The organism is Nonlabens tegetincola (genome assembly GCF_002954355.1).
In the GTDB taxonomy this organism is placed as follows: domain Bacteria; phylum Bacteroidota; class Bacteroidia; order Flavobacteriales; family Flavobacteriaceae; genus Nonlabens; species Nonlabens tegetincola.
Genome location: NZ_MQVV01000012.1, coordinates 420,102 through 434,675, shown reverse-complemented (window position 1 = coordinate 434,675; position 14,574 = coordinate 420,102). Strand labels below are relative to the sequence as shown.

General features: G+C 36.4%; 14 protein-coding genes and 1 pseudogene. All 15 read left to right on the top strand.

All coding sequences use genetic code 11. The features are described 5' to 3' along the window. Position 1 precedes the first annotated feature (1 nt). The 15 genes and pseudogenes from BST93_RS05850 (at position 2) to acs (ending at position 14,418) form a co-directional block, all read left to right on the top strand. The gene (locus BST93_RS05850) at positions 2 to 568 is read left to right on the top strand and encodes an anthranilate synthase component II (protein ID WP_105018435.1); all 567 of its coding nucleotides are present in this window, start codon (positions 2 to 4) and stop codon (positions 566 to 568) included. Continuing rightward, positions 569 to 1,567, top strand: coding sequence for an anthranilate phosphoribosyltransferase (gene trpD, locus BST93_RS05845; protein WP_105018434.1), 999 nt, complete (start codon positions 569 to 571; stop codon positions 1,565 to 1,567). A gap of 10 nt (positions 1,568 to 1,577) precedes the next feature. Then, the gene (gene trpC / locus BST93_RS05840) at positions 1,578 to 2,381 is read left to right on the top strand and encodes an indole-3-glycerol phosphate synthase TrpC (RefSeq protein WP_105018433.1); all 804 of its coding nucleotides are present in this window, start codon (positions 1,578 to 1,580) and stop codon (positions 2,379 to 2,381) included. After that, positions 2,378 to 3,019, top strand: a complete 642-nt coding sequence (locus BST93_RS05835; RefSeq protein ID WP_105018432.1) for a phosphoribosylanthranilate isomerase — start codon at positions 2,378 to 2,380, stop codon at positions 3,017 to 3,019. The genes trpC and BST93_RS05835 overlap by 4 nt, the downstream gene beginning before the upstream one ends. Then, the gene (gene trpB / locus BST93_RS05830; RefSeq protein WP_042278815.1) at positions 3,012 to 4,184 is read left to right on the top strand and encodes a tryptophan synthase subunit beta; all 1,173 of its coding nucleotides are present in this window, start codon (positions 3,012 to 3,014) and stop codon (positions 4,182 to 4,184) included. The genes BST93_RS05835 and trpB overlap by 8 nt, the downstream gene beginning before the upstream one ends. Position 4,185: 1 nt before the next feature. After that, positions 4,186 to 4,962, top strand: a complete 777-nt coding sequence (gene trpA, locus BST93_RS05825; protein ID WP_105018431.1) for a tryptophan synthase subunit alpha — start codon at positions 4,186 to 4,188, stop codon at positions 4,960 to 4,962. A gap of 162 nt (positions 4,963 to 5,124) precedes the next feature. Further along, positions 5,125 to 5,214: pseudogene (locus BST93_RS14900) on the top strand (transposase-like zinc-binding domain-containing protein); the annotation flags it as partial. 21 nt (positions 5,215 to 5,235) lie between these two features. Continuing rightward, positions 5,236 to 5,538, top strand: coding sequence for a terminase gpP N-terminus-related DNA-binding protein (locus BST93_RS05820; RefSeq protein WP_105018430.1), 303 nt, complete (start codon positions 5,236 to 5,238; stop codon positions 5,536 to 5,538). 115 nt (positions 5,539 to 5,653) lie between these two features. After that, positions 5,654 to 6,904 carry a hypothetical protein gene (locus tag BST93_RS05815; RefSeq protein WP_105018429.1) on the top strand — a complete coding sequence of 417 codons (1,251 nt, stop codon included), beginning with the start codon at positions 5,654 to 5,656 and terminating at the stop codon, positions 6,902 to 6,904. A 17-nt stretch (positions 6,905 to 6,921) separates the two neighbouring features. Continuing rightward, positions 6,922 to 7,185, top strand: coding sequence for a DUF4212 domain-containing protein (locus BST93_RS05810; protein WP_085774239.1), 264 nt, complete (start codon positions 6,922 to 6,924; stop codon positions 7,183 to 7,185). A 112-nt stretch (positions 7,186 to 7,297) separates the two neighbouring features. Next, positions 7,298 to 9,085 (top strand): sodium:solute symporter family protein, encoded by a 1,788-nt coding sequence (locus BST93_RS05805; protein WP_105018428.1) that lies wholly within the window; start codon positions 7,298 to 7,300, stop codon positions 9,083 to 9,085. Between the two features lie 167 nt (positions 9,086 to 9,252). Next, the gene (locus tag BST93_RS05800; protein ID WP_105018427.1) at positions 9,253 to 9,444 is read left to right on the top strand and encodes a hypothetical protein; all 192 of its coding nucleotides are present in this window, start codon (positions 9,253 to 9,255) and stop codon (positions 9,442 to 9,444) included. After that, positions 9,437 to 12,121: a sensor histidine kinase gene (locus BST93_RS05795; RefSeq protein ID WP_105018426.1), complete on the top strand. Its 2,685-nt coding sequence runs from the start codon at positions 9,437 to 9,439 to the stop codon at positions 12,119 to 12,121. The genes BST93_RS05800 and BST93_RS05795 overlap by 8 nt, the downstream gene beginning before the upstream one ends. After that, the gene (locus BST93_RS05790; RefSeq protein WP_042278803.1) at positions 12,118 to 12,483 is read left to right on the top strand and encodes a response regulator transcription factor; all 366 of its coding nucleotides are present in this window, start codon (positions 12,118 to 12,120) and stop codon (positions 12,481 to 12,483) included. The genes BST93_RS05795 and BST93_RS05790 overlap by 4 nt, the downstream gene beginning before the upstream one ends. Before the next feature lie 24 nt (positions 12,484 to 12,507). Then, the gene (gene acs, locus BST93_RS05785) at positions 12,508 to 14,418 is read left to right on the top strand and encodes an acetate--CoA ligase (RefSeq protein WP_105018425.1); all 1,911 of its coding nucleotides are present in this window, start codon (positions 12,508 to 12,510) and stop codon (positions 14,416 to 14,418) included. Positions 14,419 to 14,574: the final 156 nt, after the last annotated feature.

Sequence of the window (14,574 nt, the reverse complement as noted above, 5' to 3'; positions counted from 1 at the left end):
CATGAAGAAAATAATTTTAATAGACAACTACGACAGCTTCACTTACAATCTAGTGCATTATCTAGAAGATCTGAATGCAGACGTAACGGTTGTGCGCAACGATGAAATTTCACCAGAGGATTGTGAAAAGTATGATGCTGTTGTACTATCACCAGGACCAGGAATTCCTAGCGAGGCTGGAAATTTATTACCAATCATTCAATATTTGAAAGACAAAAAGCCACTTTTAGGAATTTGTCTAGGACACCAAGCTATTACAGAAGTTTTTGGTGGTGAAATCATCAATCTAGAAAAGGTTTATCATGGTTTATCCACAAAAATGACTCATAAGAACGATGAATTATTTAAGGACATCCCATCTCAATTTGATGCAGGTAGGTATCACAGCTGGGTAGCAAAAAAAGAGGCTTTTCCAGATGAATTACAAATAACAGCTACAGATGAAAACGATCAAATAATGGCTCTCAGACATTCAACCTTACCAATTTATGGAGTTCAGTTTCATCCAGAAAGTATCATGACTCCACATGGAAAAAAAATGCTAGCTAACTTCCTAAATATCATTTAAATGAAAGAAGTTTTAACAGCCTTGTTTGAACATAGAACGCTTTCGCGAAAGCGAGCTCACGAAATACTTACTGCCATAACAAGTGGTGAGGTAAACGCTAGTCAAATTGCAGCCTTCCTAACGGTATATGGAATGCGCAGTATCACTGTCGAGGAACTTGCAGGATTTAGAGATGCAATGCTAGAACAGGCACTTTTAGTAGACTTACAAAAATATAACCCCATCGATCTTTGTGGTACTGGTGGTGATGGCAAGGACACTTTTAATATAAGCACTCTGGCCAGTTTTGTAACCGCAGGTGCTGGGATTCCTGTTGCAAAACATGGCAACTATGGTGTAAGTTCTGTGAGTGGATCTAGTAATGTCATGGAATATCTAGGATTTAAATTTACTAACGACCTAGATTTAATAACCAAGCAAATTGAAAAGACTAACATCACTTTTCTTCATGCGCCCTTATTTCATCCGGCTATGAAAGCAGTTGCTCCTATAAGAAAAGAGTTAGGAGTAAAAACATTCTTCAATATGCTAGGACCGTTAGTTAATCCTGCTAGACCCAGATTACAAAGCGTAGGAGTTTTTAATTTACAACTAGCTCGTAATTATGAGTACTTATTTCAAACAGAATCTGATAAGAAATATGCCATTTTACATGCGCACGATGGATACGATGAAGTAAGTCTAACTAGTAATACAAGGGTTGCAACGCATGATGGAGTTAAGGACCTATCTCCACAAGATTTTAATCTAAATCAATTAAAAGCTGATCAAATTTACGGCGGTAACACGGTAAAAGAGGCTGCAAAAATTTTTACCGATGTACTTGAAAACAAAGCAACTCCCGAACAGCAAAACGTGGTAATTGCAAATGCTGCCACAGCCATATCAATAGCAAAAAACATCTCGTTAAAACAAGCGGTAATTGTTGCTAAAGATTCATTAGAGAGTGGTAAAGCATTAAGTAGCTTCAAAAGCTTATTAAATATTCATCACGCATAAACGAATTATAATGTCGGATATTTTAGAAAAAATCACCATACAAACCACTAAGGACGTTGTTCAACGACGATCCTTGAAAAGCATACAAGATTTAAGAGAAATGCCTCTTTATTCTCGTACAACCTTGTCACTTCATGAATCCATTAAAAAAGGTAGCGGCATTATTGCAGAGCATAAACGTCAAAGCCCTAGTAAGGGCAGCTTCAATTGTCCTGCATCTCTTGAAGAGGTTGTGTTGGGTTATGAAAAGGCAGGTGCAAGCGCAATAAGCTGTTTAACTGACACTCCATTCTTTGGCGGAAGTTTACAAGATCTTGAACAAGCCAGAAAACTGATAAACATCCCTATACTAAGAAAGGATTTTATCGTGGACATGTATCAAATTCATGAAGCAAAAGCCTATGGCGCAGATGCTATCTTATTGATAGCAGCCTGTCTATCTAATGAACAACTTACTACTTTGGCTAATGAAGCACTCAATCTAGAATTAGAAATTCTATTTGAAGTTCACAACTTAACTGAGTTAGAAAATATTAAGAAAGTTACTGAAAACTTAGATCCTGAAAAATTTATAATAGGAGTTAATAACAGAGATCTTAAAAGGTTCAAAACAGACATTCAAAACAGTATTGATTTACTGCCTCATTTTCCTGAGAACGTAATTGCAATAAGTGAGAGTGGCATCTCAAATCCAGCAACTGTAAAAAAACTTCAATCTATAGGTTTTAAAGGCTTTTTAATCGGTGAAAATTTTATGAAAACCGATCAACCTGGTATAAGCTGTTCTACTTTTATTAAAGAAATCACAGTATGATTATAAAGGTTTGTGGCATGCGTGAGCCCAAAAATATAGAAGCACTCCAACAGCTTGATATCGACTTTATGGGTATAATCAAATACCCGAAAAGCAAAAGGTTTGTCGATCAAGATCAATCCCTAGCCATAGAGCAACTGACAATGAATAAAGGCACTGTTGGCGTTTATGTAAACGCCAGTATGCAAGAGATTCTTAATGACATTATTCCTTTGCAGTTAGACGTTGTTCAATTACATGGTGATGAGGATCCCGCTTTCGCGAAAGCATTGCTAGAATTAGATCTCAAAATTTTTAAAGCTTTCCAAATAAGTACCGACTATGATTTTGATAATTTACGCAATTGGGAATCCCTAGCGACAGAGTATCCGGGTAAGTTTTTTTTCCTTTTTGATACAGCAACCAAACATTATGGAGGATCCGGGAAAAAATTCAACTGGTCAATACTTGAAAACTATACAGGAAATGTGCCCTTTATACTAAGTGGTGGGATAGGTCCTAAGGATGCAACAAACCTTAAAAACCTAAACCATGAAATGTTATTAGGAGTTGATTTGAACTCTCAGTTTGAAATTAGTCCTGGTAAAAAAAATATAAAAACGATTAAGCAATTTATAAAAGAACTACGCAATGAGTAAGTACCAAGTGAATGAACAAGGCTTTTATGGAGAATTCGGTGGTGCCTTTATACCAGAGTTATTGTACCCTAATATTGAAGAATTAAAGGAAAATTATCTCGCTATTGAAAAAAGTGAAAGTTTTCAAAACGAATTCCAACAATTACTTAAGGACTACGTTGGTAGACCTACTCCTTTATTTCTAGCCCAAAGATTATCTGAGAAATATGGTGCAGAAATTTGGCTAAAACGTGAAGATTTATGTCACACTGGCGCTCACAAAGTTAATAATACGATTGGTCAGATCTTACTTGCTCAACGATTAGGTAAAAAAAGAATCATTGCAGAAACTGGTGCTGGTCAACATGGTGTAGCAACTGCTACGGTTTGCGCTCTTAAGGGTCTTGATTGTATCGTGTATATGGGCGAAAAAGACATTGAACGCCAAGCACCAAATGTAGCGCGCATGAAAATGCTAGGTGCTACTGTAAAACCTGCTACTAGCGGATCCAAAACATTAAAGGATGCTACTAATGAGGCTATGAGAGACTGGATCAATAATCCTGAAGACACTCATTATATTATAGGTTCTGTTGTAGGACCTCATCCTTATCCAGATATGGTAGCTAGGTATCAATCTGTTATTTCACAAGAAATTAAAAATCAAATGGATGGTTTGCCTGATTATGTAATTGCATGTGTAGGTGGTGGATCAAATGCTATGGGTGCATTTTACCATTTTCTTGATGATCCATCGGTAAAATTAGTTGGTGTTGAAGCCGCTGGGTTAGGAATACATACCGACAAAACAGCCGCTACATTAAACCTAGGAACTCCAGGAGTGCTCCACGCAAGTCGTAGTATAATGATGCAAGACAAGGACGGACAAGTTATAGAACCGCATAGCATAAGTGCTGGTTTAGATTATCCAGGAATTGGTCCAGCCCACGCATGGTTAAAAGTAAGTGAACGAGCACAATATATGGCTGTCACAGATGAAGATGCACTCAAGGCTGCTGTTGAATGTAGTCGATTAGAAGGTATTATTCCTGCATTGGAAACTGCTCATGCTTTTTCAGTCCTTAAAGACTTAGACCTAAAATCAACTGATAGGGTAGTCATTAATCTTTCTGGTCGTGGTGATAAAGACATGAACACTTATATGAATGAATTGAATCTCAAATAATATGATCTCAAATAAACTCACACACTTGTTCAACCGTAAGTCGACCGATTTACTCAATATATTTTTCACCGCAGGTTATCCTAAATTAGAGGATACAACGATTATCCTTAATGAATTAGAGAAATCTGGCGTAGATCTTATTGAAATTGGAATTCCATTCAGCGATCCACTAGCAGATGGCCCTACTATTCAAGAAAGTTCTAAAATAGCATTAGAAAATGGTATGAGTATCGAGGTACTGTTTAATCAATTGGAAACCTCAAAACATGATGTTCCAGTACTGCTTATGGGCTATTTTAATCCAGTAATGCAATATGGTATAGAACATTTTTGTAAAAGATGTAAGGAAGTCGGTGTGGATGGATTGATAATTCCTGATTTACCATTAGAAGTTTATGCTTCACAATACAAGCATTTGTTTGAGAAATATGATTTATGCAATGTATTTTTAGTAACGCCTCAAACCTCAACAAACCGCATAAAACAAATAGATGAATTTTCTAATGGTTTCATTTACGCAGTAAGTAGTGCTAGCACTACAGGTACCAAATCCAATTTTGATGATGCTAGTGAGTATTTGAATAAATTAAAATCACTTAATCTTAAATCACCGATTTTAACTGGATTTAATATAAAAACTAGAGAAAACTACCTAGCAGCATGCAAGCACGTGAATGGAGCAATCATAGGTAGTGAATTCATCCGTCAGATTTCAAATCCGAAATCATCTTTACAAGATACCGTTAAAGACTTTGTTTCAAGTATCAAGAATGACTAATTATTGAAGATCATAACAAATAATAAGGCCACACAATTGTGTGGCCTTATTATTTATTAAAATTCATCAATATGGATTTAAGCAACCACTAACTTGATAATAAAATAACTTAAAAATCATATTATTGCTAATTTACTATATTTATGCAAAATTAATATAGTTGTGAAAATTTGCCCTAACTGTTCCTCTCAAAACCAGATAAAAAGCGGTGTTATTAAAGGTAGACAACGTTACAAATGTAAAGATTGTAACTATAATTTTACCGTTGAAAAAATGGGTAAGAAGATTGATGATTACTACGTTAACAAAGCACTTCAATTATATCTTGAAGGACTCACATACAGAGAAATAGAGCGTATTTTAGGTATATCACATGTAAGCGTGATGAATTGGGTGAAAAAATATAAAATCAAAAGACCTTACAATAATAAATACCATCCAACTTATAAAATATTAAATCACACAGAACTAGCCAACTACTTCTCAAATATCAATGAATTAAAGGGCGCTGGTGTAGTAGTAACAGAACTTGGCGATAAATTCATGCTTATTAAATGGGAACGATTTAGAGATTAAAACCTATACTCTTACCAATTAACTATATTAAATTTTCCTTAACATAAGTTTTTATAGAGGTTAGTAGTGCGATTAATTTGATGATCGCAAAAACCAAACTCTTAATTATAAACTTATGAAAAACAAGTACATCCCTTTACTTCTATTTCTATTTACAGCTTCCTTTCTGGGCTTTAGTCAAGGCGCTACAGAATATACCGGAGGAATGAAAGTGAAATTAAATGAAGATGGTTCCAAGTATTTCAGAATTATCTCATGGGCTCAATTTTGGGCACAACACACTGATAATACAACGCTCAATTCCACAGGTAATGAAGAAGCCGATCTCAATTTTTCTATTAGACGTGCCCGCATTCTTATGTATGCACAACTAACTAAAAAATTCCTGATCCTTACTCATTTTGGTCTTAACAGTCAAAACGCCAACAACATGGGACCTGTTGGTAAAAGTGATAGCTCTCAACTTTTCTTTCATGACGTATGGGGTGAATGGCAGTTAACTACAGATCACTCAATAGGTGGTGGATTGCATTATTGGAACGGAATATCAAGAGCCAATAATCAAAGTACCTTAAACATGCTCACGTTAGACAACAATCGTCAAAGTTGGTCTACGATAGGGTTGAGTGATCAATTTGCCAGACACATGGGCGTTTACTTAAAAGGTAAATTTGGTAATTTACAATACCGAGTTTCAGTAAATGAAGCTATCACAAACAGTCTAGACATCAATGGCACGCCTACCATAAACACAGCAACGTACAATGGTCGTGCTATTTTAGGTGGTGCAGAGGCTAGTAAGAACTATGCTGGTTATTTTGATTATAACTTCCTTGATCAAGAAAGTAATTTTTTACCTTATAAAGTAGGTTCCTATTTGGGTAGCAAACGAGTATTCAATATAGGAGCTGGTTTCTTTTATCATCCTAATGGATCTACAATTCTTGATGCTCAAACTAATGATTTTATAGGTGAAGATGTTTCTATTTTCTCATTAGATGCTTTTTATGATGCACCATTAGGTGACAATGGATCTTCAATTACTGCCTATTTACAATATCAAAACAGCAACTATGGTGAAAATTTCACGTTAGGTCAAACCTATGAGACCGGTAGTATGCTTTATACGCATGTAGGGTATCTATTACCTGGAGAGACAGATCGTAAAGTAAAAATACAGCCGTATACTTCCTTTAACTACCGCAGGATAGATGCTATAAATGACAACGCCACTAGATTTGGGATCGGTGGCAATCTATATTTCACAGGCCATCATTCAAAGTTGTCCGTTGAATATTCAAATCAAAAATATGGTAATCTAGATGCAGTAGGCACTTTTACTGTTCAAGGAATGATATATCTGTAACCTAAAATCAATTAATTATGTCTGATAAAAAATCAAATGCAACAGCATATTGGAAAGAGAATATCAAATATCTTGTAGGACTCTTACTCATATGGTTTCTAGTTTCATACGGCGCCGGAATTCTTTTTAAAGATGCTCTTAATCAATTCAGGTTAGGTGGATTTAAACTTGGATTTTGGTTTGCCCAACAAGGTTCTATTTATGTTTTCGTCATACTCATTTTTGTTTATGTACGAATTATGAATAAGCTAGACAAAAAATACGGTTTTGACGAAGACTAGTATTTAAAATCATTATACAAATGGTAGTGTTTAAGTACGCTTTCGCGAAAGCGAGATTATCAAAAACCATATACACTACAATATCAAATAACGCTTAAAAAACTTTTCAATTATGGATGTTCAAATTTGGACTTATATTCTAGTAGGAGTCACCTTTGCCTTATACATAGGTATCGCTATCTGGTCACGAGCAGGTTCTACTAAAGAATTTTATGTAGCCGGTGGTGGCGTATCACCACTTGCTAATGGTATGGCTACCGCTGCAGACTGGATGAGCGCCGCGTCATTTATCTCTATGGCAGGAATTATTGCCTTTGCTGGTTATGACGGCTCGGTTTACCTCATGGGCTGGACTGGTGGATATGTACTACTAGCCTTATTACTAGCTCCTTACCTGAGAAAGTTTGGGAAATTTACAGTACCAGACTTCATAGGAGATCGTTATTATTCTAAAACCGCTCGACTGGTAGCAGTTTTTTGTGCTTTACTAGTTTCCTTTACTTATGTAGCTGGACAAATGCGAGGCGTAGGACTAGTGTTTTCACGTTTCCTAGAAGTTGAGATCAACACAGGTGTGATCATAGGTATGATAATCGTATTATTTTATGCGGTTTTAGGTGGTATGAAAGGAATAACCTATACTCAGGTAGCACAATATTGTGTTTTAATATTTGCCTTTACCGTTCCTGCAATTTTTATCTCTATCCAAATGACAGGAAACCCTGTTCCACAATTAGGAATGGGTAGTGAAATGGTAGATGGATCTGGATATTTACTGGATAAACTAGATGGATTAAGTACAGAACTAGGTTTCAATGCCTATACAGATGGTTCAAAATCTATGATTGATGTATTTGCAATTACTCTTGCTTTAATGGTAGGTACCGCAGGATTACCTCACGTGATTGTCCGTTTTTTCACGGTGAAACGTGTGAAAGATGCTCGTAAAAGTGCAGGATGGGCCTTGTTACTTATTGCAATTCTTTATACCATGGCACCTGCAGTAGCAGTATTTGCAAAAACTAATATGATTGACAGTGTAGTTGGCAAATCCTATGCCGATCAACCAGAATGGTTAAAGAACTATGAAGAAATTGGATTGATTGCATGGGCAGATAAAAATGGAGATGGGAAAATTCAATACGGGCCTGGAAATGCATTTGCAGGTAATAAAAACAAACCCATGTATGATGAAAAAAATAGAACTGCAATCGGTAATAGAATTACCACAAATGCAGATACTGCTGTAGCCAACGAACTTTATGTAGATAGGGATATTATGGTTCTTGCAAATCCTGAAATTGCAAATTTACCTGATTGGGTAATCGCTCTGGTTGCTGCCGGTGGCCTTGCTGCAGCTTTATCTACAGCAGCAGGATTATTGTTAGTTATTTCTTCATCTGTATCTCATGATTTAATCAAAAAGGTAGTAAATCCTAATATCTCAGAAAAAGGTGAGTTAATCGCTGCACGTTTAAGTGCTGTAGGTGCTGTGTGTGTAGCTGGTTATTTTGGTATCAATCCGCCAGGATTTGTGGCTGCTGTTGTAGCATTAGCCTTTGGACTAGCTGCTGCATCATTTTTCCCTGCAATAATACTGGGAATTTTCTACAAGCGTATGAATAAAGAAGGTGCTATTGCTGGTATGGTAGTAGGTATCGTTTGTATGCTACTTTACATGATAAAATATAAATTAGGATGGTTTGATGCCACCTTACCTAGTAAAGAAGAATGGTGGTTTGGTATCTCTCCAGAAGGGTTTGGTAGCATCGCTATGCTCGTAAACTTTGTGGTAAGTCTTGTGGTATGTCACCTGACTAGCGCTCCTCCAAAAGACGTTCAGGAAATTGTGGAGAACATTCGTATTCCTAGTGGTGCTGGTGAGGCTACTGGACATTAATAATTACAAACCTGGTAACATGCAAGGTTTCCCTAAACTTTGTATGTTATCTGGTTTTACTGTGTATTATCACCAATTTTTTCTGAACATAGCAAAGCTTATAATAATTTAAAAAACCGATATTTAAGGAATCAAAGATTATTTAAACTAGTATTTCAGTACTAAGCATGAAAAAAAGACACCAACAAAAATTAGTCATACTTTCAATAGCTCTAGTCATATTTTTGAACGTCCCAATCCTATGGATATTCAATTATAGTGATTCCATCCTTGGAGTGCCTATTTTATATGCCTACATATTCTTTGTGTGGTTGGTAAGTATTTTCATTACTTATTTAATTGTAAAACGCTATGCCTAATTATGCTCTTATAATAGTAATAGTGTGCTACCTGCTTCTCCTATTTGGAATGGGGATTTGGGCCGATCGTAGATCTAATTCAAAATGGGTTCACAATCCTTGGGTGTACTCACTTTCACTTGCTGTTTATTGTAGTGCTTGGACTTACTATGGTAGTGTAGGAATTGCCGCTACTGATGGTATAGGCTTTTTAACCACTTACCTAGGTCCGGTTATCGCGCTACCCTTATGGATTTTAGTAATGAAACGCATTGTTTTAGTATCAAAGCAACATCAAGTATCAAGCATCGCAGACTTTATATCGCTACGATATGGTAATAATCGATCCATTGGAGCTATAGTAACCGTTATTTGTGTTATCGCTGTTGTTCCCTATATAGCATTGCAATTAAAAGCTGTATCAGAAACATTTGATATTTTGACTACAGGTGATAAAAGCAATTCATTACTTACAGATAGTACTTTCTACATAGCGATTTTACTCGCCGTGTTTGCTGCACTTTTTGGCACACAAACTACTGATGCTTCACAACAACGCAGTGGGCTCATGTTCTCTGTTGCTATTGAAAGTGTTTTAAAACTCATTTTCTTTTTAATTATAGGGATATATGCGACGTTCTATCTATTTGATGGAACTATTGATATCTATAATCAAATAAGCGCACTGGAAGAATTTGACAAACTGGCCACCTTTGAAAATATGGAATCGAGTATCAATTGGTATTTTATGATCGCCCTTTCCTTTTTTGCCATATTTCTACTTCCTAGACAATTCCAAGCGAGCGTTGTGGAAAACACGTCTACCAACCATTTAAAAAAAGCCAGTTGGGTTTTCCCATTGTATTTATTGTTATTCAACGTATTTGTAATTTTTATTGCATGGGCAGGAAAATTAGTATTAGGCAATCAGGTTAATCCAGATTATTACACCTTGTTTTTACCCTTGCATCATGGTCACAAATTAATCGGATTAATGGTTTTTCTAGGTGGGCTTTCTTCCGTAATCTCTATGGTAGTAGTAAGCGCACTGGCATTGAGCACTATGGTAAGTAACAATTTAATTATACCCTACGGTTTTCTTAAGGTACTTAATAAAAACAATTCTGAAAGTAATTTTCAAACCATTAAAAACATTAGACGAGTTGCAATCTTCAGTTTAATAATTGGTGCTTATATTTTCTATGTCAACTTCAATATTGAGTTATCACTTTTTAGTATTGGGTTAATCGCATTTGTCATAATCGCACAACTGGCCCCAGCATTTTTCATAGGTTTATTTTGGAATAGAGGTAGTGCAACAGCTGCAAAAATGGGCATACTAGCAGGTTCAACTGTTACCTTTTATACGCTCGCACTACCTTTTATTACAGATGTTTTTGTTTCCAATAGTAAATTTACAAGTGATGGACCTTTTGGTTGGGAACTTTTAAAACCTTATGCCCTATTCGGGTTAGATTTTATGCCACCTGTACCACACGCTTTCTTTTGGTCAATGGTGATCAACCTTATGTTCTATCTCGTTTTTTCAGTTATTCGTAAAGGAAATTATCGAGAACGTAATTACGCTGAAATGGTGGTTAATGCAAGCAGTCTTAAAATGGGTGAAAATGCCTATGTATGGAAAGGCGAGGCAAATAAAACCGATATAGAGCAGGTCCTCATAAGATTTTTAGGAGCCAAAAAAACCCATCGAGCTCTTACCTTATTTTACCGTAAATACAACATAAACCCCAATGAAGAAAAGGCCGACGCAAGACTAGTCAATTTTTCTGAAAAAATACTAACGGGCTCCATAGGTGCTGCTAGTGCAAAGCTCATGATTGGTAGCGTTGTAAAAGAACAACCTGTCACTCTACCAGAAGTTCTCAAAATACTTGAAGAAAATAAAGAAACTATAAGCGCAAACAAGCAACTACAGCAACAATCTTATGACCTTCAAAGGTTAACCGACAGTTTGCAGCAGGCAAACGAAGCTTTGATTGAGAAAGACAAACAAAAAGATGAATTTCTTGACACAGTTGCTCATGAACTCAAAACACCTACAGCCTCAATAAGAGCAGCAAGTGAAATTCTGGCAGATGATGATGACATGCCAGAAGAACTCAGGCAAAAATTCCTAAATAACATCGTTGCCGATGCTGACCGTTTGAGTGTTTTAATTACCAACATTCTAGATCTAGAGAAATTATCTAGTGGTAGAGAAATCATGCATAAAAGAACCAATAACCTACAATCAACAGTTAAAAAGGCTGTCGACGGCATCTATCAATTGGCTAGTAGAAAAGGCGTTAAAATTGATGCATCGCAAGTTGAAGACGTTACGCTGGTTTACGATGAGGACCGCATCCTTCAGGTTTTTACTAATTTATTGAGTAACAGTATCAAATTTGTTCCTGAACATAACGGCCACATCAATATCAATGGTAAAGATCTAGGAAATCGCGTAAAGCTCACCTTTGAGGATAACGGTAAGGGAATTCCTCAAGAAGACATGAAATACATATTTGAAAAATTCTATCAATCAAATAATCAAAATATTAAAAAACCTTTAGGTAGTGGTATGGGATTAGCCATCAGTCGTCAAATCATTGAAAGCCATAACGGCGTTATTGAAATAGATAAAAACTATCAAAAAGGAGCTAGATTCATTATTGAATTACAAAAAGAAAATGCATGAAAAAATTACTAATAGTAGACGATGAACCTAATATAGTTATGTCTTTGGAATACGCATTTCAAAAACAAAACTACAATGTTTTTATCGCTAGGGATGGAAGCGAGGCCCTTAAAATAATGGAGCAAGAGATTCCTGATCTGGTTATCCTAGACATTATGATGCCACAAGTAGATGGGTATGAAACTATCGCTAGAATTAAAGATAATCCCGCTTTCGCGAAAGCGAAAATCATATTTCTATCTGCAAAAAATAAAGCCGCCGACATTGAAAAAGGTCTTTCCTTAGGCGCCGACCTCTACTTCACAAAACCCTTTTCAGTCAAAAAACTTATAACAGCAGTAAATGACCTCATACGCATATAATTAACCTCAAAAAAACAACTTAACATGAGTAATTACCACATAAAACACCTTGAAGAATACTGGCAAGTATACCGCAAATCAGTACGAAATCCTGAAAATTTTTGGGAAGAAATAGCAGAGGAACATTTCCTCTGGCGCAAAAAATGGGACAACGTTCTCTCTTGGGATTTTACCAAACCAGAGATAAAATGGTTTGAAGGAGCTCAACTTAATATCACAGAAAATTGTTTAGACAGACACCTGGCAACAAGGGCCGATAAAACTGCCATTTTATTTGAACCTAATGACCCTAGTGAAGAAACCCAGCACATAACCTATAAGGAATTACACAAGCGTGTTTCTACCATGGCAAATGTTCTCAAATCTCAAGGAGTAGAAAAAGGAGATCGAGTATGTATTTATCTTCCTATGATTCCGGAACTTGCCATTGCTGTGCTTGCTTGTGCTAGGATAGGAGCCATTCACTCAGTAGTTTTTGCAGGTTTCAGCGCCACGGCACTTGCAACAAGAATTAACGATTGTGACTGTAAATTAATAATATGCAGTGATGGAAGTTATAGAGGTAATAAGACCATTGATTTAAAGAAAATTGTTGACGAGGCATTAGAGGACTGTCCTGGTTTAACAACCAGCTTAGTAATAAAAAGAACAGGTGGTGAAGTTATCATGAAAGATGGTCGCGATAAATGGCTAGCACCTTTATTAGATACAGCCGATTCAGTTTGTAAAGCTACTGTAATGGATGCCGAAGATCCCTTGTTTATTCTGTATACCTCGGGTTCTACCGGGAAACCTAAAGGTATGGTACATACCACTGCTGGATACATGGTATATGCGGCCTATAGTTTTAAGAACGTATTCCAGTATAGAGAAAATGATATTTATTGGTGTACTGCAGATATAGGATGGATTACAGGGCACAGTTATATTGTATACGGGCCGTTATGCAACGGTGCTACCACGGTCATGTTTGAAGGTGTGCCTAGTTATCCAGACTTTAGTAGGTTTTGGCAGATTGTTGAAAAGCATAAAGTAACTCAATTTTATACTGCTCCTACTGCGATTCGAGCTTTGGCAAAACAGCATATCGATTTTGTAAACAAACACGATTTGAGCTCACTTAAAGTTCTAGGTACTGTAGGAGAGCCTATTAATGAAGAAGCATGGCACTGGTACAACGATAATGTAGGAAAACAAAACAGTCCGATAGTAGATACGTGGTGGCAAACAGAAACCGGTGGTATTATGATAAGCCCTATTCCCTACTCTACTCCTACAATCCCAACCTTTGCCACATTGCCGCTACCAGGAATTCAACCAGCCCTAATGGATGAAAACGCGCAGGAAATTAAAGGGAATCAAGTTGAAGGTAGATTATGTATCAAATTTCCATGGCCATCCATCGCACGTACTATATACGGTAACCACGACCGCTATCGTGATACCTATTTTAGCGCTTACAAAAACATGTATTTCACAGGCGATGGCGCACGACGAGATGCTGTAGGTTATTATCGTATTACAGGTCGTGTAGACGATGTAATAATTGTGAGCGGACATAATTTAGGTACAGCGCCAATTGAAGATGCAATAAATGAACATCCTGCAGTCGCAGAAAGTGCAATAGTAGGATTCCCTCATGATGTTAAAGGAAATGCACTTTACGGTTACATCACATTAAAGGAAACAGGTGAAGATCGCAATCAAGATAACCTGTGCAAGGAAATCAATCAGCTTATTACAGACCGTATAGGACCTATCGCAAAATTGGATAAAATTCAATTTACCAACGGTTTACCAAAAACCCGTAGTGGTAAAATCATGCGTAGAATTTTACGTAAAATAGCAAGTAACGATACGGCCAATTTAGGTGATACCAGTACACTTTTAAACCCAGAAACTGTTCAAGAAATTATGGACAATAAACTGGTATAAGTTAAAATAATCTAATTTTTTAGAATTTCGCTTTCGCGAAAGCGAATCCTATACTATGTTTGCACCGTAATGAAAAAACAAAACCTACATCATCATCATTTTATTTACTCGCAACAGGCGTGCAAATGATGTATTGATGTAAGTCAACTATAATTA

Coding starts and splice junctions, on each gene's coding strand:
- trpC (WP_105018433.1), top strand. CDS start 1,578: ATGTCGGATATTTTAGAAAAAATCACCATACAAACCACTAAGGACGTT.
- trpA (WP_105018431.1), top strand. CDS start 4,186: ATGATCTCAAATAAACTCACACACTTGTTCAACCGTAAGTCGACCGAT.
- BST93_RS05800 (WP_105018427.1), top strand. CDS start 9,253: ATGAAAAAAAGACACCAACAAAAATTAGTCATACTTTCAATAGCTCTA.
- BST93_RS05810 (WP_085774239.1), top strand. CDS start 6,922: ATGTCTGATAAAAAATCAAATGCAACAGCATATTGGAAAGAGAATATC.
- BST93_RS05805 (WP_105018428.1), top strand. CDS start 7,298: ATGGATGTTCAAATTTGGACTTATATTCTAGTAGGAGTCACCTTTGCC.
- trpB (WP_042278815.1), top strand. CDS start 3,012: ATGAGTAAGTACCAAGTGAATGAACAAGGCTTTTATGGAGAATTCGGT.
- BST93_RS05790 (WP_042278803.1), top strand. CDS start 12,118: ATGAAAAAATTACTAATAGTAGACGATGAACCTAATATAGTTATGTCT.
- trpD (WP_105018434.1), top strand. CDS start 569: ATGAAAGAAGTTTTAACAGCCTTGTTTGAACATAGAACGCTTTCGCGA.
- BST93_RS05820 (WP_105018430.1), top strand. CDS start 5,236: ATGGGTAAGAAGATTGATGATTACTACGTTAACAAAGCACTTCAATTA.
- acs (WP_105018425.1), top strand. CDS start 12,508: ATGAGTAATTACCACATAAAACACCTTGAAGAATACTGGCAAGTATAC.
- BST93_RS05815 (WP_105018429.1), top strand. CDS start 5,654: ATGAAAAACAAGTACATCCCTTTACTTCTATTTCTATTTACAGCTTCC.
- BST93_RS05835 (WP_105018432.1), top strand. CDS start 2,378: ATGATTATAAAGGTTTGTGGCATGCGTGAGCCCAAAAATATAGAAGCA.
- BST93_RS05850 (WP_105018435.1), top strand. CDS start 2: ATGAAGAAAATAATTTTAATAGACAACTACGACAGCTTCACTTACAAT.
- BST93_RS05795 (WP_105018426.1), top strand. CDS start 9,437: ATGCCTAATTATGCTCTTATAATAGTAATAGTGTGCTACCTGCTTCTC.